The 26,642-nt window shown below is 73.0% G+C and carries 22 protein-coding genes; 9 read left to right on the top strand and 13 right to left on the bottom strand.

The window, feature by feature from the left end:
- Positions 1 to 2: 2 nt before the first annotated feature.
- Together D7231_RS26325 and D7231_RS26320 are read right to left on the bottom strand one after the other, a co-directional pair.
- Complete coding sequence (locus tag D7231_RS26325; protein ID WP_241999927.1) at positions 3 to 1,286, bottom strand: SWIM zinc finger family protein; 1,284 nt, start codon at positions 1,284 to 1,286, stop codon at positions 3 to 5.
- Positions 1,283 to 4,186, bottom strand: a complete 2,904-nt coding sequence (locus tag D7231_RS26320) for a DEAD/DEAH box helicase (protein WP_199739463.1) — start codon at positions 4,184 to 4,186, stop codon at positions 1,283 to 1,285. Before D7231_RS26320 ends, D7231_RS26325 begins: the two co-directional genes overlap by 4 nt.
- Before the next feature lie 239 nt (positions 4,187 to 4,425).
- On the opposite strand from D7231_RS26320, the gene D7231_RS26315 reads away from it, so the two are divergent.
- A complete protein-coding gene (locus D7231_RS26315) occupies positions 4,426 to 5,457 on the top strand; it encodes a fatty acid desaturase family protein (RefSeq protein ID WP_120758031.1) in 1,032 nt (343 codons plus the stop codon).
- Positions 5,458 to 5,524: 67 nt separating this feature from the next.
- Positions 5,525 to 5,707: a hypothetical protein gene (locus tag D7231_RS26310; protein ID WP_120758030.1), complete on the top strand. Its 183-nt coding sequence runs from the start codon at positions 5,525 to 5,527 to the stop codon at positions 5,705 to 5,707.
- Between the two features lie 55 nt (positions 5,708 to 5,762).
- On the opposite strand, the gene D7231_RS26305 is transcribed toward D7231_RS26310, so the two are convergent.
- The 4 genes from D7231_RS26305 to D7231_RS26290 form a co-directional block, all read right to left on the bottom strand.
- Complete coding sequence (locus D7231_RS26305) at positions 5,763 to 6,779, bottom strand: TolB family protein (protein WP_120758029.1); 1,017 nt, start codon at positions 6,777 to 6,779, stop codon at positions 5,763 to 5,765.
- Positions 6,776 to 8,095, bottom strand: a complete 1,320-nt coding sequence (locus tag D7231_RS26300) for an MFS transporter (RefSeq protein WP_120758028.1) — start codon at positions 8,093 to 8,095, stop codon at positions 6,776 to 6,778. The genes D7231_RS26305 and D7231_RS26300 overlap by 4 nt, the downstream gene beginning before the upstream one ends.
- A gap of 2 nt (positions 8,096 to 8,097) precedes the next feature.
- A complete protein-coding gene (locus D7231_RS26295; protein WP_120758027.1) occupies positions 8,098 to 8,994 on the bottom strand; it encodes an alkaline phosphatase family protein in 897 nt (298 codons plus the stop codon).
- A 279-nt stretch (positions 8,995 to 9,273) separates the two neighbouring features.
- Positions 9,274 to 9,537 carry a hypothetical protein gene (locus D7231_RS26290; RefSeq protein ID WP_241999941.1) on the bottom strand — a complete coding sequence of 88 codons (264 nt, stop codon included), beginning with the start codon at positions 9,535 to 9,537 and terminating at the stop codon, positions 9,274 to 9,276.
- 125 nt (positions 9,538 to 9,662) lie between these two features.
- Here D7231_RS26290 and D7231_RS26285 point away from each other — a divergent pair, with 125 nt between their 5' ends.
- The gene (locus tag D7231_RS26285; RefSeq protein WP_120758025.1) at positions 9,663 to 10,565 is read left to right on the top strand and encodes an oxygenase MpaB family protein; all 903 of its coding nucleotides are present in this window, start codon (positions 9,663 to 9,665) and stop codon (positions 10,563 to 10,565) included.
- On the opposite strand, the gene D7231_RS26280 is transcribed toward D7231_RS26285, so the two are convergent.
- The gene (locus tag D7231_RS26280; RefSeq protein ID WP_120758024.1) at positions 10,548 to 11,075 is read right to left on the bottom strand and encodes a PadR family transcriptional regulator; all 528 of its coding nucleotides are present in this window, start codon (positions 11,073 to 11,075) and stop codon (positions 10,548 to 10,550) included. The genes D7231_RS26285 and D7231_RS26280 overlap by 18 nt on opposite strands.
- A 102-nt stretch (positions 11,076 to 11,177) precedes the next feature.
- On the opposite strand from D7231_RS26280, the gene D7231_RS26275 reads away from it, so the two are divergent.
- Entirely contained in the window at positions 11,178 to 11,948 is a 771-nt protein-coding gene (locus D7231_RS26275) for an alpha/beta fold hydrolase (RefSeq protein ID WP_120758023.1), read from the top strand.
- A gap of 60 nt (positions 11,949 to 12,008) precedes the next feature.
- On the opposite strand, the gene D7231_RS26270 is transcribed toward D7231_RS26275, so the two are convergent.
- The gene (locus tag D7231_RS26270) at positions 12,009 to 12,662 is read right to left on the bottom strand and encodes a class I SAM-dependent methyltransferase (protein WP_120758022.1); all 654 of its coding nucleotides are present in this window, start codon (positions 12,660 to 12,662) and stop codon (positions 12,009 to 12,011) included.
- A gap of 125 nt (positions 12,663 to 12,787) precedes the next feature.
- On the opposite strand from D7231_RS26270, the gene D7231_RS26265 reads away from it, so the two are divergent.
- Both D7231_RS26265 and D7231_RS26260 read left to right on the top strand, forming a co-directional pair.
- Entirely contained in the window at positions 12,788 to 13,210 is a 423-nt protein-coding gene (locus D7231_RS26265; RefSeq protein WP_120758021.1) for a roadblock/LC7 domain-containing protein, read from the top strand.
- A gap of 89 nt (positions 13,211 to 13,299) precedes the next feature.
- Complete coding sequence (locus D7231_RS26260) at positions 13,300 to 14,256, top strand: DUF6397 family protein (RefSeq protein WP_199739462.1); 957 nt, start codon at positions 13,300 to 13,302, stop codon at positions 14,254 to 14,256.
- Between the two features lie 27 nt (positions 14,257 to 14,283).
- Here D7231_RS26260 and D7231_RS26255 read toward each other — a convergent pair whose 3' ends face one another.
- The gene (locus D7231_RS26255; protein ID WP_120758020.1) at positions 14,284 to 15,147 is read right to left on the bottom strand and encodes an acyl-CoA thioesterase; all 864 of its coding nucleotides are present in this window, start codon (positions 15,145 to 15,147) and stop codon (positions 14,284 to 14,286) included.
- Between the two features lie 49 nt (positions 15,148 to 15,196).
- Complete coding sequence (locus tag D7231_RS26250) at positions 15,197 to 17,710, bottom strand: DEAD/DEAH box helicase (RefSeq protein WP_120758019.1); 2,514 nt, start codon at positions 17,708 to 17,710, stop codon at positions 15,197 to 15,199.
- Between the two features lie 134 nt (positions 17,711 to 17,844).
- On the opposite strand from D7231_RS26250, the gene D7231_RS26245 reads away from it, so the two are divergent.
- On the top strand, positions 17,845 to 18,636 hold the full coding sequence (locus D7231_RS26245) for a metal-dependent hydrolase (protein WP_120758018.1): 792 nt from the start codon (positions 17,845 to 17,847) through the stop codon (positions 18,634 to 18,636).
- 33 nt (positions 18,637 to 18,669) lie between these two features.
- Here D7231_RS26245 and D7231_RS26240 read toward each other — a convergent pair whose 3' ends face one another.
- Positions 18,670 to 20,451: an ABC transporter ATP-binding protein gene (locus tag D7231_RS26240; RefSeq protein WP_120758017.1), complete on the bottom strand. Its 1,782-nt coding sequence runs from the start codon at positions 20,449 to 20,451 to the stop codon at positions 18,670 to 18,672.
- A complete protein-coding gene (locus D7231_RS26235) occupies positions 20,448 to 22,307 on the bottom strand; it encodes an ABC transporter transmembrane domain-containing protein (RefSeq protein WP_120758016.1) in 1,860 nt (619 codons plus the stop codon). Before D7231_RS26235 ends, D7231_RS26240 begins: the two co-directional genes overlap by 4 nt.
- 150 nt (positions 22,308 to 22,457) lie before the next feature.
- Here D7231_RS26235 and D7231_RS26230 point away from each other — a divergent pair, with 150 nt between their 5' ends.
- Positions 22,458 to 24,074 carry a peptide-N4-asparagine amidase gene (locus tag D7231_RS26230; protein WP_120758015.1) on the top strand — a complete coding sequence of 539 codons (1,617 nt, stop codon included), beginning with the start codon at positions 22,458 to 22,460 and terminating at the stop codon, positions 24,072 to 24,074.
- Between the two features lie 88 nt (positions 24,075 to 24,162).
- Here D7231_RS26230 and D7231_RS26225 read toward each other — a convergent pair whose 3' ends face one another.
- On the bottom strand, positions 24,163 to 24,603 hold the full coding sequence (locus D7231_RS26225; protein ID WP_120758014.1) for a MarR family winged helix-turn-helix transcriptional regulator: 441 nt from the start codon (positions 24,601 to 24,603) through the stop codon (positions 24,163 to 24,165).
- A 96-nt stretch (positions 24,604 to 24,699) separates the two neighbouring features.
- Here D7231_RS26225 and D7231_RS26220 point away from each other — a divergent pair, with 96 nt between their 5' ends.
- Positions 24,700 to 26,517, top strand: a complete 1,818-nt coding sequence (locus D7231_RS26220) for an ABC transporter ATP-binding protein (RefSeq protein WP_120758013.1) — start codon at positions 24,700 to 24,702, stop codon at positions 26,515 to 26,517.
- Positions 26,518 to 26,642: the final 125 nt, after the last annotated feature.

The following is a 26,642-nucleotide window of genomic DNA, read 5'->3' as shown; positions in this document are numbered from 1 at the left end:
CGTCAGGCGGATGCGTCCGTCAAGAGCCCCGCGAGCGCGGCCGCCGGATCGCTTTCGCAGGGCCCCGCGGGCTCCCAGCGGCCGCCCTCCTTCCGGTACGGCCACCAGCGGCCGTCCCTGTCGTAGCGCAACTGCGCGCCCGCGCCCACCACGGTCCAGCGGTTGCGCACGGCCCGCAGCTGCGGGGCCTCTTCCTCCGCCCACGCGGCCGCCAGCCGGGCGCGGGCGCGTGCGAGCGCCTCCGGCTCGGGGATCCACTCCTCCTCCAGGACGGCGAGCGAGGCGGGCCCGCCGTGCTGCCACGCCCGTACCGCCCGGTCGAGCCCGGACCGCTCCCGGCCGCAGCCCGCAGCGAGCCGTACGGCGATCCGCTCGTCCGGGCCGGCCGCAGCGAGCCGTACGGCGTCCTCCCGCAGCGTGAGCTCCCGTGCGACCGGAGCGCGCTCGTGCCCCGGGGCCAGCGCCTCGGCCAGCAGCTGCCGGGCCTGTGCCGCCGCGGCAGCCACCAGGAACTCCAGCGCCCCCGCGTCCAGCCCGGGGGCGGGTGCCGCATCTCCGTCGAGCACCGGCGAACGGCCCGGCGCCTCCACCGCGGGAGGCGGCTCGGGCAGCGGGCACACGGAGGAGGCCGCGGCGAACACCTCCGCGGCCGGCACTCCGGAACGCGGGCCGGAGCCGCGCCCCGGCGCCCGGTCCGGCCCGGACGCGGCGTTGCGCTCCTGCAACTCGTCCAGCAGCTCGCGCTCCCCGCGCCCGCGCATCAGCAGCAGCGCGAACGGGTCCCGGTCGAGCAGCCGCGCCATCTGATGGCACAGCGCCGCCGTGTGCGCGCAGTGGTCCCAGGCCTCGCACGAGCACTCCGGCTCCAGGTCCCCGATGCCCGGCAGCAGTTCGACCCCCACCGCCAGCATGTCCTCGGCCAGGTGCGGCGGTATGTCGCGGTCGAGCAGCGCCGCGATGTACCCGGCCTGACCCGCCACCAGCTCCAGGAGCCGCTCCCAGTCGGCCGCGCCGAACTCCTGCACCACCACGTCGGCGCGGTACGGAGTGCCGTCCAGGTCCCGTACGACGGCCGTGATGCGGCCCGGCCGCACCGCAACCGCGCCCACCGCGCCCGCGCGCGCGTGCCTGCGCCCCGCCTTCACCTGCTTGCCGTCCAGCGCCGTGTCCTCCAGCGCCTTGAGCCACGCCCGGCCCCACCAGGTCCGTGCGGAGCCCTGCCCGCCCTCCGGCGGCAGCGCCTCGTAGGTGCGCTCCGCCCGGCCGGTCACTTCCTGTCCGGTCAACGCCCGTTCCCCCTCAGTGCGACGAGATCCGCCAGTTCGGCGTCGGTCAGTTCGGTCACGGCCGCCTCGGCGCTGCCCAGGACGGCGTCCGCAAGCGCCTGCTTGCGGACGAGCATCTCGGCGATGCGGTCCTCGACCGTGCCCTCGGTGACGAACCGGTGGACCTGCACCGGCTGCGTCTGGCCGATCCGGTACGCGCGGTCGGTCGCCTGCGCTTCGACCGCCGGGTTCCACCACCGGTCGAAGTGCACGACGTGCTCCGCCCGGGTGAGGTTGAGGCCCGTGCCCGCGGCCTTCAGGGACAGCAGGAAGACGGGCACCTCGCCGTCCTGGAAACGGCGCACCATCTCCTCGCGCCGCGGGACGGGCGTGCCGCCGTGCAGCAGCTGCGTGCGGACGCCACGCGCCCCCAGGTGCTGCTCCAGGAGACGGGCGGTCGCCACGTACTGCGTGAAGACCAGCACGCTCGCCCCCTCGGCGAGGATCGTGTCCAGCAGCTCGTCCAGGAGCTCGACCTTGCCCGAGCGCCCGGCGATCCGCGGGGACTTCTCCTTGAGGAACTGCGCCGGGTGGTTGCAGATCTGCTTCAGGCCGGTCAGCAGCTTGACGATCAGGCCGCGCCGCTCGAAGCCGTCCGCCCCCTCGACCTCGGCGAGCATCTCCCGCACCACGGCCTCGTACAGGCCGGCCTGCTCCTTGGTGAGCGCCACGGCGCGGTCCGTCTCCGTCTTCGGCGGCAGCTCCGGCGCGATGCCGGGGTCGGACTTGCGGCGGCGCAGCAGGAACGGGCGCACCAGGGCCGCGAGGCGCTCGGCGGCGGCCGGGTCCGCACCGCCCTCGACGGCCTGGGCGTAGCGCTTGCGGAACCGGCTCAGCGGACCGAGCAGCCCGGGGGTCGTCCAGTCGAGGATCGCCCACAGCTCGGAGAGGTTGTTCTCCACCGGCGTGCCGGAGAGCGCCACGCGCGCCTTCGCGCCGATCGTGCGCAGCTGCTTCGCGGTCTCGGAGTACGGGTTCTTGACGTGCTGGGCCTCGTCCGCGACGACCAGGCCCCAGGACGGGCCGGCCAGCTGCCGCGCGTCGAGCCGCATCGTGCCGTACGTGGTGAGCACGAACTCCCCGTCGGCCAGTCCATCCAGGGACCGCGACGCGCCGTGGAAACGGCGTACGGGCGTGCCGGGCGCGAACCGCTCGACCTCCCGCTGCCAGTTGCCCATCAGGGACGCGGGGCAGACGACCAGCGTGGGGCCGGCCGCGTCGGGCAGCGTCTGGCGGTGCAGGTGGAGGGCGATGAGGGTGACGGTCTTGCCGAGCCCCATGTCGTCGGCGAGGCAGCCGCCCAGCCCGAGCGAGGTCATCCGGTGCAGCCAGTCCAGGCCGCGCAGCTGGTAGTCGCGCAGGGTGGCGGCCAGTGCGGCGGGCGGGGGAACGGGATCGCGGCCGTGCTCCGGGTCGGCGATGCGGTCGCGGAGCGCCGCCAGCCAGCCGGTGGGCCGGACGTCGACCTGAGGGCCGTCCTCGTCGCCGTCGTCGGTGTGCGCCCTGCCTGTCAGGGCGGCGCCCAGCGCTTCGACCGGCGTGAGCTTGCGGTCCTGCCTGCCGCGGGCGCGGCGCACCGCTTCGGGGTCGACGAGCACCCACTGGTCGCGCAGCCGCACGGCGGGCCGGCCGGCCTCCGCGAGCCGGTCCAGTTCGTCCTGGGTCAGCTCCAGGCCGCCGACGGCGAAGCGCCAGCGGAAGGTGAGCAGGGCGTCGGCCGAGAGCAGGGACGGCAGGCCCGAACGCTCGTGGCCCGGTCCGGGGTCGTCGTCGTCCGGAGGGCCGACGACAGCCCGTGCGGTGAACGTGCGGACGAGCTCCTTCGGCCAGTGCACCTCGACCCCGGCCGCGTCCAGCGCCGCGGAGGCGGCGCCCAGCAGCTCCCCGACCTCCTCGTCGGCGAGGTCGACGGCGTCGGGGACCGCGGCGGAGAGCAGCGGCGCGAGCGCGGGCCAGGCGTGGGCGGCCCGGCGCAGCGCGAGCAGCGCCTTCATCCGCGCGTCCCGGCCCAGCGCCGCGCCTGCCGGCGGCTCCCCGGACCACACCGCGGCGGCGTCGGCCACGAGGGCCGGGTCGGAGAGGCTGTGGAGCTGCGGGACGGCCCGGAAGCGCGGGGCTGTGTTTCCCTCGCCGTCGAGGGTGCCCAGGGCCTCGATGCGCAGCGAGAGCCGCACGCCCGCGTCGTGCCCGGCGGCGACGCCCTCCGCCCAGGCGCGCTGCTCGGGCAGGCGGCGCGGTTCGGGCAGGCGGCGCGGTTCGGGGGCGGCGAAGGCGGGCCCGCCGGCGGCGAGGGCCGCGGCGGGGGAGCGCGGCAGCCCGTCGGCGACCGCGTCCAGGAAGGCGCGTACGAGCTGCTCCGGCTCGGGGAGCAGCAGGGGGCCGGTGCCCGGGAGCGGTACGGCGCGCGCCGCGGGCGGCATGGCGGCTGCCAGATCGCGCACCCGGCGCAGGTCGTCGGCGGTGAGCGGGCCGACGCGCCACGCGTCGTGGTCGGTGGCCGACAGCCCGGGCAGCAGGCGCCCGCGCGCGGCCAGTTGCAGGGCGAGAACGGCGGCGGCGCCCCAGAAGGCGGCCGCCTCGTCGGCCCGCGCGGCCCGGGCGCGAGTGAGGACGGGCACGGCGTCACGCACGGGCAGGACGGCCGCCCGCACGGTCGTCGTCGTGACGCCGGTGCCGTCCGCGACGGCGATGGCCAGGTCCTCGACGCCGCCCGGGGAGGCGGGGGGTTCGCTGTCCGGGAGCCAGAAGGCGACCCGCCCGGTGCGCGCGGGGTCACCGGGGAGGAAGACCGCTGAGCAGTGGGCGAGCCGGGAGATCTCGGAGGGTGTTGCGGCAGAGGGCGGTGTCACAGCGCTGCGCATTCCTCAAATTTGACTAGTCGGGGTCCGGAGCGGCCGAGGGTACAGGAAGCGCGCTCCCGGCGAAGGCATCCACGGCGTGAGCCGGACCACACCTCCGGAGCCGGGGTGTACCCAAACCCCTGTGCCCGGCGGGGGGTTTGCCCCAGCAGGAGCCGGGTGGTGACGCCATGGCCCCCCACCGGGTCCTGTCCGTACGTTCTGTGAGGTCAGCCCAGCTTTCCGACCGTCCGGAGACCTTCATGCCCCAGGCCGCCACACTGCTCGCGAAACCCGCCGCGGGCAGTGACTTCGCCCCGCTCCTCCGCCAGGTCCGGGACCAGGGCCTCCTCGAACGCCGCACGGGCTGGTACGCGCGCAGCATCGCGGTGAACCTCCTGGCGCTCGCCGCCACGGCAACCGGGATCGTGCTCCTCGGCGACTCCTGGTGGACGGTCCTGCTGGCCGTCCCCGCCGCCCTGTTCTGGGCCCGCACCGCCTTCGTCGGGCACGACAGCGGACACGCCCAGATAACCGTCACCCGGCGCATGGGCCGGCTGCTCGGCCTGCTCCACGCCGACCTCCTGCTGGGCATGAGCTACGCGTGGTGGAACGACAAGCACAACCGCCACCACGCCAACCCCAACCACGTCGACAAGGACCCCGACGTCGGTGTCGGCGCGCTCGTGTGGACACAGCGGCAGGCCGCGCAGCGCCAGGGCTTCTCCCGGTGGCTCACCCGCAACCAGGCCCGCCTCTTCTTCCCCATGCTCCTGCTCGAAGGCATCGCCCTGAAGGTCTCCAGCGTGCGCGACCTCAAGCGGCAGAGCGCGGGAGAGCGGCGGACCGAAGCGGCACTCCTCGCCCTCCACGTCACCGGCTACGCCACTCTGCTGCTGTCCTCGATGTCCCCCGGCAAGGCCGTCGTCTTCGCCCTCGTCCACCACGCGCTCTTCGGCCTCCACCTCGGCATGGTCTTCGCCCCCAACCACAAGGGCATGGAGATGCCCGACCCGGACGGTGAGCGCTGGGGCCACCTCCAGCGGCAGGTCCTCACCTCGCGCAACGTGCGCGGCGGGACCGTCACGGACTGGCTCATGGGCGGCCTGAACTACCAGATCGAGCACCACCTCTTCCCGAACATGCCGCGCCCCCACCTGCGCCTCGCCCGGCCGCTGGTCCGCGCGCACTGCCGCGCGTCGGGGCTGCCGTACACGGAGACTGGAATCGTCGACTCGTACCGCCAGGCACTGCACCACATGCACGACGTGGGCGCCCCGCTGCGGACCGGTTGAGGAACCGGGCGCAGCCGCCGGGCGTTCTCACGGACAGAGCGGCAGCCGTCGCGAAGGAGGCAGGGAAATGAGCAACAGGGCCAAGGTCGCCGCCGGAGGCGTGGCCGTCGGAGTGATCCTGCTGTGGCTGCTGCCCTTCTGGGCCGCGCTGCTGGTGATGGTCGGCGTCCCGGTGGGCGCGTATCTGCTGCTGGACCCCTCGCAGCGCAAACGGCTGCGCAGGGTCTCGCGCAAGGAGATCGGCCGCTGACGGCCGCGCGATGCCGCGGGCAGCGGCCCCGCGCGGAGGCCGGGCGGCGCGGGAGTCAGCCGGTGAAGGCCGGGGCCAGCGCCGCGGCCATGGTGAGCCGCGGGCTGCCGGAACCGTCCGCCGGGACGGTCCACAGATCCGATCCGTAGTCGCCGGGCAGCGCGTAGACGAGGGTGCGGCCGTCCCGCCAGACGGCCTGGTCGTCGATGCTGCGCCGCTCGGCCGTCGGGGTCTCGCGCTGCGTGCGCAGATCCAGGACGTACAACCGCCAGGGCGCGTCCTCGGGCGCGCCCTCCACGCGCTTCTTGTAAGCGATACGCGTCCCGTCGGGTGAGAGGGACGGGCACTCCACGTTGGTGTGCACGCTGCGCAGCGTCCGTGCGGTGCGGTCGCCGCGTACGAGATGGGTCCGCCCGCCCGTGGCGACGGTCGCGTAGAAGTGCGTGTCGTCGGCGAACGTGACGCCCCAGACGTTGGTGTCCACGGCCTTGTGCAGCCGCCCGTCCAGGAAGAACCGGTAGTCCTCCAGATTGCGGTCCAGCGTCCAGGTACGCAGGTCCAGGACGGAGGTGCGGGTGGAGAAGTTCGTACCCGCGTACGAGTCGCCGCTGACGAAAACGGTCCAGGCGACGGTACGCCCGCCGGGGGACACCCGGGCCCGGGTCGGTATGCCGGCCAGATCGTAGTGGCGCAGCTCGTGCAGCCGGGCGTCCAGGACGACGGCCCGGTAGCCGTCCCGGAGCCCGCCGTGCACTGCCTGCAGGCAGATGCCCGTCCCGCCCGCCGTGTGGAAGCGCAGGCAGCGCACTCCGGAGGAGGTGCGGGGGCCCGAGGGGTCGGAGGCGGGCACCGAGGCGATCTCGTCGCGGTGCGGCCCCCAGGCCATGTTCCGGAAGACGCTCCGGCCGGGCGCGTCCAGGGCGACCTCGCCGGAGCTGACCCGGGGGTCGCCCGGCCGCGCGCGGTCCTTCTCGGCGGCCCGCCCGGCAGCGTGCAGCGTGGCGGCCAGCGCGACGCCGCCGAGGACCAGGACGGCCGTGAGCAGGATCAGGAGGCGGCTTCTGCGGCTCATAGGGCCGGACCCTTCGCGCTCTTCGGGCTCTGCGTGTCCTGGGGGCTTCTCGCGTTCTCCGGGCTCCCCGAAGGGCGCAGCAGCAGGGCACTGGCGGCGGCGGAGACGGTCAGCCCGGCCGCGGCCGCCTCCAGGGCGGTGCGGTCGCCCCACGCGGCCCAGGCCGCACCGAAGGCGATCGAGCAGGCGAAGCGGGCCGCCGCCTGCCCGGTCTGCACGACGGCGAGCCCGCTGCCGCGGACGGCCTCGGGTACGGCGTCGGCGGCAGCCGCCGCCAGCACGCCGTCCGTCGCGGCGTAGAAGCTCCCGTGCAGCGCGAGGGCGAGGCACAGCAGGGCGGGCGAGCCGCCGAGCGGGGCGGCGAGCACGCCGTACGCCCCCAGGAGCGCGAGGTGGCCGCAGAGGAACAGCCGCCGCCGCCCGAAGCGGTCGGCGACGGCGCCCAGCGGTACGGCCAGCAGCAGGAAGGCGCCGGCCGTCCCCAGTGGCAGCAGCGGGAACCACGTCTCGGACAGGTCCAGGCGCCGCTGGAGGGTGAGGTACAGGAACGAGTCGCTCACGGTGGTCAGCCCCAGCAGCACTGCGCACGCGGTCAGCCGGCGGACCTCCGGGCGGCGTGCCACGGCGCGCAGCGGAGCCCGCCCCTCGGGCGCGCTGTGATGCCCGGGGGAGGCCGTGCGGCCGGGCACGAACAGCAGGAGGATGAGCACCCCCAGGGCCGCCGTGCAGCCGCTCACGGTGAACACGGCGTCGTAGCCGCCGGCCGCGGCCCGCAGGACGAGGAAGGCGATCAGGGGCCCGATCAGTGCGCCCGCGGTGTCCATCGCGCGGTGCACGCCGAAGGCCCGGCCCCGCGTGGTCGGGTCGCAGGCCAGCGAGATCATGGCGTCGCGCGGCGCGGTGCGCAGGCCCTTGCCCGTGCGGTCGGCGGCGAGTACCGCGCCGATCAGGGGCACGCCGTGCGCGAAGAGCAGCAGCGGCTTGCACAGGGCGGAGAGGCCGTAGCCGGCCGCGGCCACGGCCTTGTGGCCGCCCGGGCCCCGGTCGGCGAACCTGCCGCCTGCGAGGCGGACGAGCGCGCCGACGCCGTTGTGGATGCCGTCCAGAAGGCCGAAGCCGAGCGGCGAGAGGCCCAGTTCGGCGACCAGGTAGAGCGGCAGGACGGCGGTGACCATCTCCGAGGAGATGTCGGTGACGAGGCTGACGGTGCCCAGGGTGAGCACCGTCGCGGGGACGGCGGCCCGCCGGCCGGGGGAGGGGGACCGGCCGGCGGTGTCGGGGACACCCGGGGCGGTGCGGCTGTCCGCGAGGTACACGGTCAGCTGTTCCAGATGCCGGTGATGTCGCTCGCGCTCGCCGCCCTGCCGGCGTGCGCGGTGCCGTACATGTCCTCGAGCGTGCGCAGGACGTCATAGTGGTTGTAGGTGGTGCCGGACGTGGAGCCCGGCTTGACGGGCTGTCCGTACAGCACGGTCGGGATGCGGTTGCCGCTGAGCCTGTTGTCCTCGTCGAAGGTGATGAGGAGCAGGCTGTTGTGCGTCTTGGCCCAGTCCGCATAGCCCTTGAGGTTGTTCTTCAGCCAGGTGTCGCCCGTGCCGACGGAGCAGTCGTGCATGTCGCTGCAGAGGTTCGGCACGACGAACGAGACGGTCGGCAGCTTCGCGTAGTCGCCGGGGAAGGCGGCCATGGTGTGCGCGGTTGCGGTGGGCACGTTGCTGAAGCCGAACCAGGGGTTGTGCTTCTGCGCGTACTTGCCGCTCTTGCAGGTGGTGGACCCCTCGGAGGGCAGGGATTCGTTGTAGCTCGCCCAGGTCCTGCCCGCGGCGGTCAGTTCGGAGGCGAGGTTGGGCGCGTCACTGAAGCCGGGGGTGACACAGCTGTCGTCCGTGACGTCCTGGGTGTCGCCCGAGAAGAGCGCGTAGTAGTTGGGCTGGCTGGGGTGCGTCTCGGCGTACGAAGCGGTCAGGCTGGCCCCGCCCGAGACGAGGGAGTTGATGTAGGGGGCGCCGGAATTCCCGATGACCTGGTCGTAGGCGTGGTTCTCGAAGACCACGACCACTACGTGGTCGGGAGTGGGCACGGCCGCTGCCGCGGTGGAGTCCGAGGCCCACAGGCCGAGGGAGGCGGCGGCAAGGCCGAGAGCCGTGGCCAGGGCGCCGAGGTGGCGGCGGCGGAACCGGCGCGGCCCGCGAGGGTGGCTGGTGGCGGGGGGCATATCCGCAAGGTAGAAGCTAAGGGCATGTCATGTACACGCCCTCAAGATGACGGCTTCGGGAACTGTCGGTGCCGTCGGTCAGGCTCGTAGCCTGACCGGCATACGCACGGGTGTGCGTGACTGAGGGGGCTGCCGCGCGGCACCCGGCTGCACCTCGGCGACCGTGCGGTGGTCGAGGTGGTGGGGCGCTCCCGTACAGGCGGAACCGCCCGCCGGGCGGCACGTCGCGCTCGATCGGGTCTGATCCGCGGCCGGGCCGCGGCCGGGGCCGTCCGCGCCTCAGGCGACCGGCAGGTTGAGCAGCTTGCGCGCCATGTGCTGCGGCGTTTCGTCATGCTCCCGGGCGAGCGCGGCGACCGCCCGGCACGCGAGCTCGTTCACGCCGAAGCAGAGCGCCTCGGGGGAGACCCAGCGTGCCGCCTCGGCGCTTCTTTCCTGGTCGTTCTCGGCGCACGCCGCCACGTACGTGGCGGCCGCCTCGAAGAGATTGCGCTGCCGCCCGGCGGGCGGCGGGGGCTCCGGCGACTGCCAGGCCCCCTCGATGCGCTTGCGGAGCTTGCTGAACACCGATCCTCACCTGCCTCCGCGAGCGTTCCGTGCCGTGGTCGTTCAAGTGTGCCCGCCACCCGTAGAGTTGAACCTCCGACGAACAAGGGGGCGACCGCTGCGTGAAGCGCTACGACTGGCTGAAGGAGATCCGGAGGCTGGACCCTGAACGGGACTTCCTCAGGATCTTCCGGATCACGGTGACCCTGGAGTTCCCCTGGGACATGACCCGCGCCCTGGAACTCGCCCTCTACAGGACCTATGCCGTGCCCAGCATCGGCCGCCTGCTCGCGGAGACCGGCGAGTTCTCCCGTCGTCCGCAGAAGCGTTATGACGACACGGCCCTGCTGCTCGACACCGTCGTGGAGCACGGATTCGACAGCGAGACCGGCCGGACCGCGATCCGCCGAATCAACCAGATGCACCGCAGCTATGACATCAGCAACGACGACATGCGCTACGTCCTGTGCACCTTCGTCGTCATCCCGGGAAGGTGGGTGGACGCGTACGGCTGGCGAAAGCTCTCCGAGCACGAGCGGCACGCGATCACCGTGTACTACCGCACCCTGGGCAAGCACATGGGCATCCAGGGAATTCCCGGCTCCTACGCCGAGTTCGAACGCTGCCTGGATGACTACGAGGCCGAGCACTTCGGCTGGGACGAGGGCGGCCGGCGCGTGTCGGACGCGACGCTCGACCTGATGGCCTCCTGGTACCCGCGCCCGCTCGCCCCGCTCGTGCGCGGCGCCGGCAGGGCCCTGCTCGACGACTCCCTGCTGCGCGCGTTCCGCTACGAGCAGCCGAGCCCCGCCGCCCGCGCGCTGGTCCGGGGCGCCCTGCGGGCCCGGGCCAGGGCCGTGCGCCTGCTCCCGCCGCGCCGCACTCCTCACTACACGCGCCAGAACCCCGAGATCAAGGGCTATCCCGGCGGCTACGTCGTCGCCGATCTGGGCACGTTCCCCGCCGGCCGCCGCGGCGCGGTCTGCCCCGTGCCGCACGGGAACGGCTCAGGCGCCACGGAGTGAGCCGATCGTCTCGCGCAGCCAGGCCAGTTCCGTGCGGCTGGTGGCGCGGGCGATGGTGAGTACTCCGCGCCGGAAGGGATCCTCGATCTCCTCGGCGCACAGCGGCCGGTCACCGGCGTAGAAGAAGCTCGCCGGCTGCTGGAGGAAGGCGAGCCGCCGTTCCAGCACGGCGGCCTGCCCCGCCGGTTCACCCAGGTGCCGCAGGAACGCGAGCACCGTGAACCAGCGGTTCTCGTCCGTGATGTCGCTCTCGGCCGGCTCCGCCAGCCGGTGGCGCAGCTCCTCGCGGCCGTGCGCTGTGAGGCTCAGCACGTGCCGGGGGGCGGCTCCGGAGCCGGGCCGGGTCTCGCGCGCCAGCAGCCCCGCCGACTCCAGCCGCTTGATCGCCGGATACAGCGACCCCTCCGCCACGGGCTTGACGTGCCCGGTGAGTGCGGCGATGCGTTTGCGCAGCTCGTAACCGTGCAGCGAAGCGTCGTAGAGGAATCCGAGGATGGCGAGTTCAAGCATGGCGGTATTCAACCCGACAGCCGCTGTACATCGCTATGGCAGTACATCGTGATCGATGTATGGTGATGATCCAGTACGGAAATCGCTGGAGGGGAGAAGGGCATGCGACAGGCGGAGTTCGGATCCACGGGGGCCTGTGTGCGATGGACCGAGGCCGCCGGAGGCGGCCCGGCGCGGGTCTACCTCCACGGCCTGGGATCGGCCTCGGCCGTCTACCACGCGCACATCGCGGCCGCCTCGGCGCTGGCCGACCGGCGTTCGCTCTTCATCGACCTGCCGGGGCACGGCATCAGCGACCGCCCCCTGGCCTTCGGCTACACGCTGGAGGAGCACGCCGACGCCGTGGCCGCGGCCCTGCACTCGGCCGGGGTCAAGGGGGCCGAGATCGTGGGCCACAGCATGGGCGGAGCGGTCGCCATCGTGCTCGCGGCGCGGCGTCCGGAGCTGGTCTCCAGCCTCGTCCTCGCCGAGGCGAACCTGGACCCCGACCCGCCCCGCACGGCCGGCAGCAGCGGCATCGCCTCCTACACGGAGGAAGGTTTCGTCCACGGCGGCGGCTTCACGGAGACGCTGCAGCGGGTGGGCCCGTTCTGGCGCGCGACGATGCGGCTGGCCGACCCGACCGCGCTCCACCGCAGTGCGGTCGGCCTGGTGCGCGGGACCCGGCCGACGATGCGCCGCATGCTTCAAGAGCTGTCCATTCCGCGAACGTATCTGATGGGTGAGCTGAGCGGCGAACTCGCCGACCGCGAGGGGCTGGAGGCCTCGGGCGTGGCCGTGGAGACCGTGCCCGGCGCCGGGCACAACATGATGTTCGACAATCCCGCCGCCTTCGTGGAGGCGGTCGCCGGGCAGTCCCTCCTGCCCTCGTAGGCCCTGGTCTCCTTCGTCACCTCGAACGCCGGCCGGACTCTCGGCTTTCGGCAGCTCAGCTCAGCTCCGGATCGCCCCGTTCCGTGCAGGATGGTCCGCGCGGCTCGCGAGCACCAGGAAGCGCGTGTCCTCGTCCGTGTACGAGTCGAGGCGCCAGCCGCCGCGCGCCAGCAGGGGGCGCAGGCTGGGTTCGGCGCGCTCGTCGTCGGGCGTCACCGGGCGGCCGTGACGGGCGGCGAGCGCGGCCCGCCCGACGGGGTGGAAGAGCGCGAGCCGGCCACCGGGCCGAACGACGCGGGCCAGCTCGCGCAGGCCCTCCACCAGGTCCGGCAGGTGCGAGACGAGCCCCGCGGCGAAGACGGCGTCGAGCGAACCGTCGCGCAGGGGGAGCCTGGTGACGTCGGCCAGCAGCAGCCGGCCGGACCGCTGCCGGCCGGCCCGCACGGCCGCCTCCAGCATCGCCGGCGTGAGGTCCGCGCCGACCACGACGCCCTGCGGGCCGACGGCCGCACGCAGCGCCGGCAGCGCCCGGCCGGTGCCGCACCCCGCGTCCAGGACCGCATCGCCCCGCCGCAGCCCGAGATCGGCGACGGCGGCGTCGTAGGCCGGCCCGTCGTCGGGGAACCTGGCGTCCCAGCCGCGCGCCCGCACGCTGAAGAACTCCTGCACGTGGGCGGGATCGCGCCACTGGTCCTTGGTCGTTTCCTGTGCCATGTCCCCATCATGTGCCAACTTGTGCACGGAGACGTGCCGACGGGCCGGGACGGGTTGCCGACGGCACGCGGGTGAGCAAGGCTTGCACGGCAGTTACGGGGAACAGCGGAACGGGGAGGCGGGACATGGCAGTCGGCAAGGGGCTCGACTGGATGCTGGACGACCTGACCGAGCGCATCGAGCACATACGGCACGCGCTGGTGCTCTCCAACGACGGACTGGTGACGGGGGCCAGCACGAGCCTGGAGCGCGAGGACGCCGAGCACCTGGCCGCCGTCGCGTCGGGGCTGCACAGCCTCGCGAAGGGCTCGGGCCGGCAGTTCCGGGCCGGCCGGGTGCGGCAGACGATGGTCGAGTTCGACGAAGGCGTGCTGTTCGTGACGGCCGCGGGCGACGGCAGCTGTCTGTGCGTCCTCGGGGGAGCGGAGGCCGACATCGGCCAGATCGGGTACGAGATGACGCTGCTCGTCAACCGTGTCGGCGAGCACCTCGGCGTCGCGGCCCGGCAGCAGAGCGGGGCGGCGGGGGGCCCGGGCGGCGAGAGCTGACGGAAGGTTATCCACAGGCCGGAAACGCCGTCGTACTCCACCGCTATCGTCGTCACTGTCAGTGATTGGACGGTACCGGGGGAGGATTCATGGCAGTGCAGGAATGCCGGGAGCGGGGGACGGCGGCCACGGTGGCCTGCGGGACGGCGGCGCGTGAGCTGGGCCTGCGGCCCCGAGAGTTCGCGCTCGCCGTGCAGTTGGGGCACGTGCGGACGGTGACCGTCGCCTTCGGCGGCAGACCGCGGGTCGCACGGGTCGCCCGCGAGGAGATCGAACGGCTCCGGTCCGGCGCGGGATTCCCCGAATCGCTGCGCAACCGGCTGTGGGCCGTGGGCACGGCGGAGGCCGCCCAGCTGATGGGCGTGAGCCCCGCCCGCTTCGCGCGCCTCGCCAGAGCGGGCTGCTTCGCGCCCGTGAGGTTCTACGTCAATCGCTACCGGGCCGTGGTCTGGCACTATCTGGCCGCCGACCTCGTGGAGTTCGCCGACGCCAATCCCGGGCTCCTCGCCGGCCGCACGGACCCCGCGCTCCGCTTGGAGCTGGAGGAGCGCGACGACCAGCGGGCCCGGAGCTGGCGCGCCCGGCGGCTCGGCCAGCTGACCGTGCTGACCGCGGACCCCTGGGAGCGCGCGGCGGCCGTCGCGGCCGTGCTCGCCCCCGACCAGCTGGTGGATGCCGTGCCCGACCCGTACGAGCGGGCGTACCTGAACCTGCTGCGCCCGGATCTCGCCGGGATCCGCACGGACTCGGCGGCGGCGCGGGAGGCCATCGAGCGGGTGACGATCGCCGTCGACGCCGACGAGATCGGGCGCCACCGGGAGCGGCTCGCCCGGGCCCTGGCCACCGCCCGCGCGGCCCGGCCGGCGCCGAAGCCCGAGGGGCATGTGCAGGTGCCCCGGCCTGCTGCCGTGCCGGCAACGGAGCCGGGGGCGGCGCAGAGACCGGAGCCGGATCGAGAAGAGGGGCGGGAGCAGCAGGCGGCCGCGGCACCGGAAGCGCCGGCGGGTCTGCGAGGGTGGCTCCGCAGGCTGCGCCGCATCGCGTGAGTGGCCTGCGGGGGGCTCCGGCGGTGTTCAGCCGATCTTGCGGAACAGTCCCTCCTGCATTACCGACACCAGCAGGCGGCCTTCGCGGTCGAAGATCTGACCGCGGGCCAGCCCTCGGGCGCCCGTCGCGATGGGTGACTCCTGCTGGTAGAGGAACCACTCGTCGGCGAGGAACGGCCGGTGGAACCACATCGCGTGGTCCAGCGAGGCCATGTCGAAGCCGCGCGGCCCCCACAGCGGCTCCACCGGGATGCGTACGGCGTCGAGGAGCGTCATGTCGCTCGCGTACGTGAGGGCGCAGGTGTGCACGAGCGGGTCGTCGCCCAGCGGCCCCAGCGCGCGCATCCACACCGCGCTGCGGGGCTCGGCGTCCGCCAGCTCCTGCGGCGTCCAGCGCAGCCGGTCCACGTAGCGGATGTCGAAGGCCAGCCGGCGCTCCATGTGCCGCAGTGCGCTGGGCAGCTCGCCGAGGCGCTCGCGGATCTCGTCGGCGAGCCGCGGCAGCTCCTCCGGCGCCGGCACGTCCGGCATGGCCACTTGGTGCTCGAAGCCCGGTTCGGGCTCGTGGAAGGAGGCGGTGAGATTGAAGATCGTCCGGCCCTGCTGGACGGCGACCACGCGCCGCGTGGTGAAGGAGCGCCCGTCGCGCACCCGCTCCACCTGGTACACGATCGGCACGCCCGGCCGCCCGGGGCGCAGGAAGTACGCGTGCAGCGAGTGGACCGGGCGGTCACCATCGGTGGTCCGCCCGGCCGCGACCAGCGCCTGCCCGGCCACCTGCCCGCCGAAGACGCGCTGCAGCGACTCGTCGGGACTGCGGCCCCGGAAGATGTTCAGGTCGATCCGCTCCAGGTCGAGCAGACCCACCAGACGGTCGGTCGGTGTGGTCATCGGGCCTCCTTCGCTGCCGGGGCGGGCCGCGTGGGCCGCGCCTCGGAGGCTACAGCTGACCGACGTCCACGACGCGGACCACCGCGCGGCCCTCCTCGTCGGAGGCGGTGAGGTCCACCTCGGCCGTGATGCCCCAGTCGTGGTCGCCGCCGGGGTCCGCGAAGGTCTGCCGGACCCGCCACAGCCCGTCCTCCGGCTTCTCCTCGATGCGCAGCAGCTTCGGGCCGCGCGCGTCGGGACCGGTCCCCAGGTCGTCGTACTCGTCCCAGTAGGCGTCCATGGCTTCGGCCCAGCGGTCCTCGTCCCAGCCGGCGTCGGCGTCCATCTCGCCGAGCTCGCCGACCTTGTCGAGGGCGGCCAGCTCGACCCGGCGGAAGAGCGCGTTGCGCACCAGCACCCGGAAGGCGCGGGCGTTCGCCGTGACCGGCTTGACCTGGTCGGCGCGGTCCTGGGCCTCCTCGGCCGACTCCTCCTCGGGGTTCGCCAGCTGCTCCCACTCGTCCAGCAGGCTGGAGTCGACCTGGCGCACCATCTCGCCCAGCCAGGCGATCAGGTCCTCGAAGTCGTCGGACTTCAGGTCGTCGGGGACGGTGTGGTCCAGCGCCTTGTACGCACTGGCCAGGTAGCGCAGGACGATGCCCTCGGTCCGCGCCAGGTCGTAGAAGGAGGTGAACTCCGTGAAGGTCATGGCCCGCTCGTACATGTCGCGGATGACCGACTTCGGCGACAGCGGGTGGTCGCCGACCCAGGGGTGGCTCTTGCGGTAGAGGTCGTAGGCGTGGGTCAGCAGCTCGTCCAGCGGCTTGGGGTACGTCACGTCCATGAGCCGCTCCATGCGGTCCTCGTACTCGACGCCGTCCGCCTTCATCGCCGCGACGGCCTCGCCGCGCGCCTTGTTCTGCTGCGCCGCGAGGATCTGCCGCGGGTCGTCCAGCGTGGACTCGACCACCGAGACCATGTCCAGGGCGTAGGACGGGGACTCCGGGTCCAGGAGCTCGAAGGCGGCGAGCGCGAACGTGGACAGCGGCTGGTTGAGCGCGAAGTCCGACTGGAGGTCCACGGTCAGGCGGACGATCCGGCCCTCGGCGTCGGGCTGCTCGAGCCGCTCGACCACGCCGCCGTCGAGCAGGGAGCGGAAGATCGCGATGGCGCGGCGGATGTGCCGCAGCTGGTTCCGGCGCGGCTCGTGGTTGTCCTCCAGCAGGCGGCGCATCGCGTCGAAGGCGTTGCCCGGGCGCGCGATGACCGCCAGCAGCATCGCGTGCGTGACGCGGAAGCGCGAGGTCAGCTGCTCCGGCTCGGAGGCGATGAGCTTCTCGAAGGTGTTCTCGCCCCAGTTGACGAAGCCCTCGGGAGCCTTCTTGCGGACCACCTTGCGCCGCTTCTTGGGGTCGTCGCCGGCCTTCGCCAGCGCCTTCTCGTTCTCGACGACGTGTTCCGGCGCCTGGGCGACGACGAAGCCGGCCGTGTCGTAGCCGGCCCGCCCCGCGCGGCCCGCGATCTGGTGGAACTCCCGCGCCCGCAGCGTCCGCACCCGCTGGCCGTCGTACTTGGTGAGTGCGGTGAACAGCACCGTGCGGATCGGCACGTTGACGCCGACGCCGAGGGTGTCCGTACCGCAGATGACCTTCAGCAGACCCGCCTGCGCCAGCCGCTCCACCAGGCGGCGGTACTTGGGCAGCATGCCCGCATGGTGCACGCCGATGCCGTGCCGGACGTAGCGCGAGAGGTTCCGGCCGAACTTGGTGGTGAAGCGGAAATTGCCGATCAGCTTGGCGATCTCGTCCTTCTCCTCGCGCGAGCACATGTTGATGCTCATCAGCGCCTGTGCCCGCTCCACGGCCGCGGCCTGCGTGAAGTGCACGATGTAGACGGGCGCCTGGTGCGTCTGGAGCAGCTCGGTGAGGGTGTCGGTGAGCGGCGTCGAGCGGTACTCGTAGGAGAGCGGCACGGGCCGGGTCGCCGAGCGGACCACGGCGGTGGGGCGCCCCGTGCGCCGGGTCAGGTCATCCTTGAACCGGGACACATCGCCCAGAGTGGCCGACATCAGGATGAACTGCGCCTGGGGCAGCTCCAGCAGCGGGATCTGCCAGGCCCAGCCCCGGTCCGGCTCCGCATAGAAGTGGAACTCATCCATCACGACCTGGCCGATGTCGGCGTCCTTGCCGTCCCGCAGCGCGATGGAGGCGAGCACCTCGGCGGTGCAGCAGATGATGGGCGCGTCGGCGTTGACCGAGGCGTCGCCCGTGAGCATGCCGACGTTCTCCGTGCCGAACATCTTGCACAGGTCGAAGAACTTCTCCGACACCAGCGCCTTGATGGGCGCGGTGTAGAAGGTCACCTGGTCGTTGGCGAGCGCGGTGAAGTGCGCGCCGGCCGCGACGAGGCTCTTGCCGGAGCCGGTGGGGGTCGAAAGGATCACGTTCGCCCCGGAGACCACCTCGATCAGCGCCTCCTCCTGCGCGGGGTACAGCGAGATGCCCCGCTCCTCGGCCCAGGTCGAGAAGGCTTCGAAAAGGGCATCGGGGTCGGCATGGCTCGGCATCTGATCGATAAGGGTCACCCCTCCATACTGCCTGGCCCCGGACCGGATCAGGGAACCGGCCGGTCCAATGGTGATCATCCGGACGCTACGCTGAGTCGCCGACCCGGCGTCAGAACAGCGCACGCCGTCAGGCACAGGAAGTGGGAACGACCATGATGGGACCGGCGCACTCGCTCTCGGGAGCGGCCGCCTGGCTGGGAGTGGGATCGGCGATGGCGGCCGCCGGCGAGCCGATGCCCTGGCCGGTGCTCGTCGTCGGCGCCCTGATCTGCGCCGGAGCGGCACTCGCCCCGGACCTCGACCACAAGTCGGCGACGATATCGCGCGCCTTCGGCCCGGTGTCCCGCGTCCTGTGCGGCGTCATCGACAAGCTGTCGCACTCCGTCTACAAGGCCACCCGCGGTCACGGCGACCCGCGCCGCAACGGCGGCCACCGCACGCTCACCCACACCTGGCTGTGGGCCGTCCTCATAGGCGCCGGCACCTCGGCACTGGCGGTCACGGGCGGGCGCTGGGCCGTCCTCGGCATCCTCTTCGTCCACCTCGTGCTCGCGGTCGAAGGGCTCCTGTGGCGCGCGGCCCGCACTTCCAGCGACGTCCTGGTGTGGCTCCTCGGGGCCACCAGCGCCTGGATACTGGCCGGCGTCCTGAACGAGCCGGGCAACGGCGCCGACTGGCTCTTCTCCGGCCCCGGCCAGGAGTACCTGTGGCTGGGCCTGCCGATCGTCCTCGGCGCCCTCGTCCACGACATCGGCGACGCACTGACCGTCTCCGGCTGCCCGATCCTGTGGCCCATACCCATCGGCCGCAAGCGCTGGTACCCGATCGGACCGCCGAAGGCCATGCGCTTCCGGGCGGGCAGCTGGGTGGAGCTCAAGGTCCTCATGCCGGCCTTCCTCGTGCTCGGCGGCCTGGGCGGGCTCGGGGCCCTGGAGTTCATCTGACCCGGGGCACCCGGGCCCGCCCGGCACGGGCGGCTACCGGTGCCAGGAGCGCCACAGCGCCGCGTACGCACCGCCCGCCGCGACCAGCTCGTCGTGGCTGCCCAGCTCGGAGATCCGGCCGTCCTCCGCCACCGCGATCACGTCCGCGTCATGGGCGGTATGCAGCCGGTGCGCGATGGCCACCACCGTACGGCCCTCCAGGACCGTCGCCAGCGAACGCTCCAGGTGCCGGGCCGCACGCGGGTCCAGCAGCGAAGTCGCCTCGTCCAGCACCAGCGTGTGCGGATCGGCGAGCACGAGCCGCGCCAACGCGACCTGCTGGGCTTGTGCCGGGGTGAGCGCGAGCCCGCCCGAGCCCACCGCCGTGTCCAGGCCGTCCGCGAGCGCCCGCGCCCAGCCGTCGGCGTCCACGGCGCCGAGGGCGGCCCACAGCTCGCCGTCCCCGGCGTCCGTCCGGGCGAGGAGCAGGTTGTCGCGCAGTGACCCCACGAAGACGTGGTGCTCCTGATTGACCAGGGCCACGTGGCGGCGCACCCGCTCCGCGGGCATCCGCGCGAGCTCCGCGCCGCCCAGCGTCACCGCGCCCGAGCGCGGCGCGTAGACGCCGGCCAGCAGCCGGCCCAGCGTCGACTTCCCCGCGCCGGACGGCCCGACCAGCGCCACCCGGCTCCCCGGCCGGACCTTCAGGGAGACGCCGTGCAGCACGTCGTTGCCCGCCAGGTAGCCGAACCGCACCTCGTCGGCCCGCACCTCCCGGCCCTTCGGGTCCGTGCCGTCGTCCGCGCCGCCCGTCCCGATCTCGCGCACCCCCACCAGCCGGGCGAGCGACACCTGCGCGATCTGGAGCTCGTCGTACCAGCGCAGGATCAGGCCGACGGGCTCGACGAGCATCTGCGCGAAGAGCGCGCCCGTCGTGAGCTGCCCCACCGATACCCAGCCCTGCAACACGAAGACCCCGCCGATGATCAGCACGGAGCCGAAGACCAGCGAGTGGGTCGCGTTGATCACCGGGAAGAGGACCGACCGCAGCCATAGCGTGTACCGCTCCCATTGGGTCCACTCGGCGACCCGCCGGTCGGACAGCGCCACGCGGCGCTCGCCCAGGCGGTGCGCTTCGACGGTCCGCCCGGCATCGACGGTCTCGGTGAGCGACGCCGCCACGGCCGCGTACCCCGCGGCCTCCGAACGGTAGGCGCCGGGTGCCCGGCGGAAGTACCAGCGGCAGCCGATGACGAGCACCGGTACGGCGACCAGCACGCACAGCGCGAGCGGCGGCGCCGTCACCGCCAGCGCTCCCAGCAGCAGCGCCGCCCAGACGAAGCCGATCGCCAGCTGGGGCACGGCCTCGCGCATGGCGTTCGCCAGCCGGTCGATGTCGGTCGTGATCCGCGACAGCAGGTCACCGGTGCCGGCCCGTTCCAGGACGCCCGGCGGCAGCCCCACCGACCGCACCAGGAAGTCCTCGCGCAGGTCCGCCAGGATCTCCTCGCCGAGCACCGACCCGCGCAGCCGCACCATGTGCACGAACACGGCCTGCACGGCCAGAGCGACGGCGAACAGCGAGAGCGTGCGCCCCAGATGGACCTCCGCCGCCCCGGCCGACAGGTCCTCGACCATCCCGCCCAGCAGGTAGGGGCCGGTCATGGAAGCGGTCACGGCGACGGCGTTCACCGTCACCAGCAGCACGAACGCCCTGCGGTGTCTGCGGAGCAGCTCGCGCACGTAGGCCCGTACGGTCGCGGGCCCGGCCACCGGGAGGGTCGTCGCCGACTCCGGGGCCGCGGGGTCGTGCGCGGGGGGTGCCACACCGATCATGCCGACTCCTCGATCTGTTCGCTCCCGCCGAGCCCGGAGAGCTCCGCGTCCCTCGGCCGGGCCTGCGCCGTCACGGCGTCCGTCTCCCGGGTGACCACGGCGCGGTACGCCGGGTCGTCGTGCAGCAGCCCGCGGTGCGTGCCCACCGCCACGGCCCGGCTCTCCTGCACGAACACCACGCGGTCCGCACGGTCGAGCAGCAGCGGGCTGGAGGAGAACACCACCGTCGTACGGCTCTGCCGCAGCGCCCGCAGCCCGTCGGCGATCCGCGCCTCCGTGTGCGAGTCGACCGCGGACGTCGGCTCGTCGAGCACCAGCACCTGCGGGTCGGTCACCAGCGACCGGGCCAGCGCCAGCCGCTGCCGCTGCCCTCCCGACAGCGAGCGGCCCCGCTCGGTGATCCGGGCTCGCATCGGGTCGCCTGAGGCGTCCGGAGAAGCCTGCGCCAGGGCGGTCAGCACATCGCCGCACTGCGCCGCGGCCAGCGCGGCCTCGGCCGCCACGGCGCCCGAGGCGGGCACGTCCAGCAGCTCGGCGAGCGTCCCCGACAGCAGCACCGGGTCCTTGTCCTGGACGAGCACCGCGGTACGGGCCGCCTCCAACGGCAGCTCGTCCAGTGCGACGCCGCCCAGCAGTGCCGACGACACCCCTTCGGGGCCGGCCGAGGCATGCCCGCCCAGCCGGTCGGCCAGCCGGCCCGCCACATCGGGGTCACCGCACACCACCGCGGTCAGCAGCCCGGCCGGGGCCGACAGGCCGCTCGCCGGGTCGTACAGATCCCCGGCCGGTGCGGCTGCGGGCCCTTCGCCCGGGGCTGTACGGGCCGAGCCGGCTGTACGAGCTGAGTCGGCTGAGCCGGCCGTGCGGGCCAAGGACAGCACGCGCGCCGCGCGCGCCGCCGACGGACGGGAGAAGGAGTACGCCATGGCGATCTCTTCGAACACCCGCAGAGGGAAGAGGAGGAACGTGACCACGCCGTAGACGGTGACCAGTTCACCGATGCCGACCCTGCCGTCCTCCACCAGCCCGGCCCCGTAGCCGACCACCGCGATCAGCAGCAGCCCCGGCAGCAGCACCTGGACCGCCGCGATCAGCGCCCACATCCGGGCGCTGCGCACGGCTGCCCGGCGCACCTCCTGGGAGGCGCGCCGGTAGCGGTCCAGGAACAGCTCCTCGCCGCCGATGCCGCGCAGCACGCGCAGTCCGGCCACGGTGTCGGAGGCCAGCTCCGTGGCGTAACCCGCCTTCTCGCGCTGCTCGTCCGCCCGCTTCGTCGCCGGCGGCAGCAGGGGGAGCACGGCCAGGACCAGCGCGGGCACCGCCAGCGCGATCAGCGTGCCCAGGGCGGGCTGGTAGACCACGAGGGCCGCGCACACGGCGAGCGTGGTGAACAGCGCGGAGGCGAAGCGCGAGAGGGCCTCCACGAACCAGCCGATCTTCTCGACATCGGCCGTCGATACCGCCACGACTTCCCCGGCGGCGACCTGGCGGGTCAGGGTGGCGCCCAACTCGGCCGTCTTACGGGCCAGAAGCTGCTGCAACCGGGCGGCCGCAGTGATCCAGTTGGTGATCGCCGTGCGGTGCAGCATCGTGTCGCCCAGCGCTATGAGCACGCCCAGCAGCACCATCAGTCCGCCCGCCACGGCCAGCCGGGCGCCCGAGCGGTCGATCACGGCCTGCACGGCGATGCCGAGGGCCACCGGCAGCGCGGCCACGGCGGCCATGTGCACCACGCCCCACACCAGGGCCCGGGCCTGGCCCGCCAGTTGGTTCCGTCCGAGCCAGAGCAGGAGACGCGGTCCCGACCTCGTGTCGGGCCGGCCGGGATCGGAGTACGGAAGGTCGCGAATCTGCATGACATCCCAAGGGGGTGGGCGGGCCGGCAGGAGTTGTGAAAGGTTCGCGCCACTGGAGTGCCGCATTCAACTGGTTTTCGCGCACTGATGCCGAGTCAGGCCAAAAGGGGCCCTGGCGCACTACAGTGCGAGGCGCTTCACTCCTGCCCCATGAGACGACTGTTCCTCGCAGTGTGTGCCGCGGCCGCCGGCCTGGCGCTGGGCGTGAGCCCCGCCCTGGCCGCCGGCCCGCCGACCGAGTTCGGCACCGACTGGCACGACCCGGTCACTGCCGGGCCGCCCGTCGCCGTACCGGACACCAAGTCCTGCACGGTGACGCTCGCCGACACCGAATTCCGCGACTACACGCCCTACAAGAGCACGTACCTGCCCCCCAAGGGCTGCGGCGACCGCTGGAACAAGGTTGTCCTGCGGCTCGACGGAGCCGTTGCCGGACGGCAGTACGACCGCCTCGGCTACCTCCAGGTCGGCGGGGTGGAAGTGCTGCGCACCTCCACCCCGGAGCCCTCGCCCGAAGGCATCACCTGGCATGTGGAAAAGGACGTCACCCGCTACTCCGCCACGTTCCGGGACCGGCAGCCCGTAGAGATGCTCATCGGCAACCTGGTGAACGAGACCTACACCGGAGTCATCAAGGTCAAGGCGACGCTGACCTTCTACGCCGCCGAGGGACGGACCGGGCCGGCACAGACGCCCGACAAAGTCCTCACTCTCGACAGCGCGCACAACGCCGGCACGTCCTACGAAGGCATGCTCACCGCGCCGCGCAACAGCGAGCGGATCGTCGCGGAGGTGTACGCCACGGGCTCGGGCGGCGGCTGCGAGGAGTTCTGGTACCTGACCGTGCCGGACGCCGCACCGTACTCCTGCAAGGCCAAGGACGGCCCGTACCGCGAGGTCCAGGTGTCCGTGGACGGCAAGCTCGCCGGCATCGCCGCGCCCTTCCCCACGGTATGGACAGGCGGCTGGTCCAACCCCTTCCTGTGGTACGTCGTCCCCGGGCCGCGCGCCTTCGACGTGCGGCCGCTGGAGTACGACCTGACGCCGTTCGCCGGGCAGCTCAACGACGGCAAGCCGCACCGGATCACGGTCTCGGTGGCCGGAGTGCCCGAGGGGCAGAGCGGCTGGAGCACCCCCACCAACGTTCTGGTGTGGCAGGACGCCAAGGCCGACCGCGTCACCGGCGCCCTTACCGCACACAGGACCGGCGCGCCCGCGAACACGGTCGCCTACGAGCCCGGCACCGAGCACACCCTGAAGGCCGACGGCGGGCACTCCCTGACGGTCGCCGGCTACGTCGACACCTCGCACGGCAGGGTGGCGACCACGGTGACCCGCAATGTCGCCGCCGCCTCCACTCACCGCTGGACCGACGGCGAATCGAAGGACGGGCTCCGGGCCCGCTGGACGGACGACGAGAACGTCACCGTGGCCGGCCGCGGGCCCGCCGTCACGACCCGTGCCCACCGCGCCTACAGCATGGACGGCGAGATCACCATCGGCTCCGGCGACCGGCTGCGCACCGTGATGACCATGGGAGACCGCTCCGACAGCGTCACGCTCCGCGCCGGGAAGAGGATCGGCTGGTCGCGGCTCGACGACACCTACACGGGTGACGCCGCGTACAACCAGAACGTCCCCCGCGAGCAGCGGCACGCGACCGGCGTCTCACGCGAGCGCTACCGCCTCCTCGGGCCGGGTGCCTGCTACGACCGGACCCTGGCCACCGCCCAGGGTGAACTGACGGAGGACAGCCGCTCCTGCTGACCGTCCGCTCCTGCCGACCGTCCGGGCGGTCCTGAGCCGGGCGGGCGCGAGGCGCTCTCTCCGGGGGCCGCGCCCGCCCGGCCGGGCATCAGTGGGAGGGGCCCGGGCCCGCCATCAGCTCGTCCAGGAGGCTTCCCAGCTGATCGCGCTGTGCGGTGGAGAGGGGCGCCAGGACGTCCTCCACGGCCGCGCGCCGGGCTTCCCTGAGCTCCCGCAGGATCCTGCGGCCCTCGTCGGTCAGCTCGATCCGGATGACCCGGCGATTGGACGGGTCGGGCACCCGGCGCACCGAGCCGCCGGTCTCCAGGGCGTCGACGAGGGTGGTGACGGCCCGCGGCACGACCTCCAGGCGCTGGGCCAGGTCCGCCATCCGGGGCGGGTGGTCGCAGTGCGCGACCGTGCGCAGCAGCCGGGACTGGGCAGGCGTGATCCCCACCGGGTCCAGATAGCGCTTCTGGGCCCGGTGGAGCCTGCGGGTGAGCCGCAGCAACTGCTCGGCGAGCTGTCCGGACGGGTCGGGGGCGGTCATGATCGCAAGGTTACCAGGACAATGTCCATTGTGAGCGTAGGTAACAGTGAGCTATGCTCGGTAATCGGCACTGTCGCCTTCGAAATCCAGGAGCCCATGCACCACGACGAACAGCAATGGACCCCACCGCCCGCCGACCCCGAGCAGCCCGCCCAGGTACGGCGCATCCTGCGGCTCTTCCGCCCCTACCGCGGCCGGCTCGCCCTCGTCGGCCTCCTCGTCGCCGCCTCCTCGCTCGTCTCCGTCGCCTCGCCGTTCATGCTGCGCGAGATCCTCGACACCGCGATCCCCCAAGGGCGTACGGGACTGCTGTCCCTCCTCGCGCTCGGCATGATCGCCGCCGCGGTCGTCAACAGCGTCTTCGGCGTTCTCCAGACCCTGCTCTCCACGACGGTCGGCCAGCGCGTCATGCACGACCTGCGCGCCGCCGTCTACGACCGCCTCCAGCGCATGCCGCTGGCGTTCTTCACCCGGACCCGCACCGGCGAGGTGCAGTCCCGCATCGCCAACGACATCGGTGGCATGCAGGCCACCGTCACCTCCACGGCCACCTCGCTCGTCTCCAACCTCACCAGCGTCGTCGCCACGGCGGTCGCGATGCTGGCCCTCGACTGGCGGCTGACCCTCGTCTCGCTGCTCCTCCTGCCGGTGTTCGTCGCGATCAGCCGCCGCGTCGGCCGCGAGCGCAAGAAGATCACCTCGCAGCGGCAGAAGCAGATGGCGGTCATGGCCGCGATGGTCACCGAATCGCTCTCCGTCAGCGGCATCCTGCTCGGCCGCACGATGGGCCGCGCCGACTCCCTGACCCGGTCCTTCACCAAGGAGTCCGAGCGCCTCGTCGGCCTCGAAGTGCGGGCGAACATGGCCGGGCGCTGGCGCATGTCGACCATCGGCGTCGTCATGGCCGCCATGCCCGCCGTCATCTACTGGGCCGCGGGCATCGCCATGGGGACAGGCGGCCCGGGCATCTCCACCGGCACCCTGGTGGCCTTCGTCTCCCTGCAACAGGGCATGTTCCGGCCCGCCGTCAGCCTGCTGTCCACGGGCGTGCAGATGCAGACCTCCATGGCGCTCTTCCAGCGCATCTTCGAATACCTCGACCTGCCGGTGGACATCGCCGAGCCGGAGAAGCCGGTCCGGCTGGGCGAGGTGCGGGGCGAAGTGCGGTTCGAAGACGTCGCCTTCGCCTACGACACGCCGGGCTCGCACGAGCCCTCGGCCCCCACGCTCAGCGGGATCGACCTGGCCGTGCCGGCCGGCGGCAGCCTCGCCGTCGTCGGGCCGACCGGCTCCGGCAAGAGCACCCTCAGCTATCTCGTCCCCAGGCTCTACGACGTCACCGGCGGCCGCGTCCTGATCGACGGCGTCGACGTCCGCGACCTCGACTTCGACACCCTGGCCAGGGCGGTCGGAGTGGTCTCCCAGGAGACCTACCTCTTCCACGCCTCCGTCGCGGACAACCTCCGCTTCGCCAAGCCCGACGCGACGGACGAGGAGATCAGATCGGCGGCCCGCGCCGCACAGATCCACGACCACATCGACGCCCTCCCCGACGGGTACGACACCCTCGTCGGCGAGCGGGGGTACCGCTTCTCGGGCGGCGAGAAACAGCGCCTGGCCATCGCCCGTACGATCCTGCGCGACCCTCCCGTCCTCATCCTCGACGAGGCGACCAGCGCCCTGGACACCCGCACCGAACATGCCGTCCAGCAGGCCATTGACGCCCTCTCCGCCGGCCGGACGACGATCACCATCGCGCACCGCCTTTCGACCGTCCGCAACGCCGACGAGATCGTCGTCCTCGACGGCGGGCAGGTCACCGAGCGCGGCACCCACGAGGAACTCCTCGCACGTGACGGGCACTACGCGGCGCTCGTGCGCCGGGACGCGGGGCGCGTGACGGCCGACGTGTGAAGGCCGGTCCACGGCGGCTGCTCTGTGAAGGCTCCATGAACGGAGTTCGTACGGGTGTGCGGAACTGTCGCCGGGGGGATCCAATGGATCATGACGCAATCCGAGCCACTGTCCGGACCCGCCGA

This window comes from Streptomyces klenkii, assembly GCF_003626645.1.
Classification (GTDB): Bacteria; Actinomycetota; Actinomycetes; order Streptomycetales; family Streptomycetaceae; genus Streptomyces; species Streptomyces klenkii.
This window is presented reverse-complemented; position numbering and strand designations above follow the sequence as displayed.